Genomic DNA, 1,933 nt, shown 5'->3' on the forward strand with positions numbered 1-1,933 from the left:
GCTCCTCAGCGGTCAACGCCAGCAACGCCAACTTCGGACCACGACCATCACCCACGCCATCAATCTAGCAATGAATCAACGACTCGGGACACTAGAACCCTGACTAACGCCGTTTCGCACCACGACCCGCACCACGGCCAGGGGCACCCAGGGCAGTCCGTGTGTGATCGTGAGTGCGAACGCGCAGCCGACTGCTGAGTGCCCCCACCGGCTGGCGCGCCAGCCGATGGGGGGCCCAGAGCCGAGCGGTCTCAGTTGGCCGGTTTGGGAGCGGCTACGGGCTGTCAGCGTTCCGGCAGGTCCTGAGTCTGTGCAGGACCGATACTGGGCAACGAATCTCGGGGAGTCACTTGACGAAGACACCGATGCCGTTGGGGAACGGACGCTCTGCGCGGTCCGACGGGACGTTCAGGATCTCGCAGTCGGACGTGTCCGCCTCGGGCCTGATGATCATCTCTGTGCTGCCACCGCGGTCGAGCTGAACGCCGTCGTCGGCTCCGACCCGGCGCAGGATCTCGGCGATCTCGACCCGTGTCACGCCGGCCGATACGGCTGAGCGGCCGTCCACGACCACAAGGTAGAAGGTCAGTCCGTCGGCGCTTACCCCTGCGGCGGTGCCGGGGGCGAGATCGGCAGTGTTGTTGGCGCCGAGGCCGGCCACGAGCTGGGCGTCGGCGAGGTTGGGGAAGCCGCCCACGGCCCAGCGGAGCGGAACACGACCGGAGGTCTGCGTACCCCACTTGACGTCGACGCTGTCTCCGATCGAGAGCTTGTCGAGTTCGGCGGCTCCGCCTTCCCGTCCGAGCAGTACGACCTCGCCTTGGCCGATCTGGCCGCTACCTGCCTCGTGGCTGATGTCGACGACCTCGCCGTTTCGGACCAGAACCTCGGTCACACCGTCGGTGAGGCACGGGGCGAGCCTGGACGTATCGCTGCCGCACGTCGCGCGCTTGCGAGTCACCGGGCCCCAGTTGGCGTCGTAGACGCCGATACCGTTCTGGGGTAGGGCGAACTGGTTGTATCCGCCTACAGTCGCGGCCAGGCCTTCGGACTTCACGAAGCCACCGATCGAGACGTCGTCGACTCGACCGCGCCCGTCCACGCCGACCCGATGACCTCACGCCCGGTCGCACCAGTGGACATGGCTGGCCCAATGCGCTGGGCCGCGGGAACCGCGCCTTTCCACAGCCGTCCGCCGGTGATTTCCGGGCCATCCGCCGATTCGGTCGCGAGCCCGGGGTTAACAACTGCTCGCGATTGAATCGTCTCTAGTGTCCTTGGGGGTGCTATGGTGATGGGGTGAACTTGAAGGAGTGGGCGGCGTCTCAGGGCATCGCGTATGTCACCGCGCGGCGGCAGTATGCGGCTGGGACGCTGCCTGTTCCTACTTTCCGGCTGGGGCGACTCATCATGGTGGGCGAGCCGTTGCCTGCTGCTTCGGCTGCCGCCGGGCGGGTGGTGGTGTACGCCGGGGTTTCGTCCGCCGAGCAGCGCGCCGATCTTGATCGGCAGGTCGCTCGGGTCGTCGCGTGGGCGACTGGGCAGAACTTGCCGGTGTCGCAGGTGGTGACCGAGGTCGGATCCGCGCTGGGCGGGCACCGCGAGAAGTTCCTCGCCCTGCTGCGCGACCCGGCGGTCACGACCATCGTCGTGGAACACCGCGACAGGTTCGCCCGCTTCGGTGCCGAGTACGTCGAGGCGGCGCTGGCCGCGCAGGGTCGCAAGCTGTTGGTGGTCGACCCGGCGGAGGTCGACGACGACCTGGTCGGGGACGTCACGGAGATCTTGATCTCGTTGTGCGTGCGTCTCTACGGCCGTCGGGCTGCTGCGGATCGGGTGCGTCGGGCGGTCGAGGCCGCCACCACACAGGACCCGTCGTCGTGAAGGCGATACAGGCGTACCGGTTTGCTCTGGATCTGACGCCGTGTCAGCA

2 protein-coding genes are annotated in these 1,933 nt (G+C 67.5%); one reads left to right on the forward strand and one right to left on the reverse strand.

Annotated elements, in window-relative coordinates; all coding sequences use genetic code 11:
- Positions 1-346 precede the first annotated feature (346 nt).
- A complete protein-coding gene (locus AB0G14_RS35475; protein ID WP_357705154.1) occupies positions 347-1,102 on the reverse strand; it encodes a phosphodiester glycosidase family protein in 756 nt (251 codons plus the stop codon).
- A 197-nt stretch (positions 1,103-1,299) separates the two neighbouring features.
- Here AB0G14_RS35475 and AB0G14_RS35480 point away from each other — a divergent pair, with 197 nt between their 5' ends.
- Positions 1,300-1,884 carry an IS607 family transposase gene (locus tag AB0G14_RS35480; RefSeq protein ID WP_357705156.1) on the forward strand — a complete coding sequence of 195 codons (585 nt, stop codon included), beginning with the start codon at positions 1,300-1,302 and terminating at the stop codon, positions 1,882-1,884.
- Positions 1,885-1,933: the final 49 nt, after the last annotated feature.

This window comes from Micromonospora sp. NPDC023814 (genome assembly GCF_040639595.1).
Classification (GTDB): domain Bacteria; phylum Actinomycetota; class Actinomycetes; order Mycobacteriales; family Micromonosporaceae; genus Micromonospora.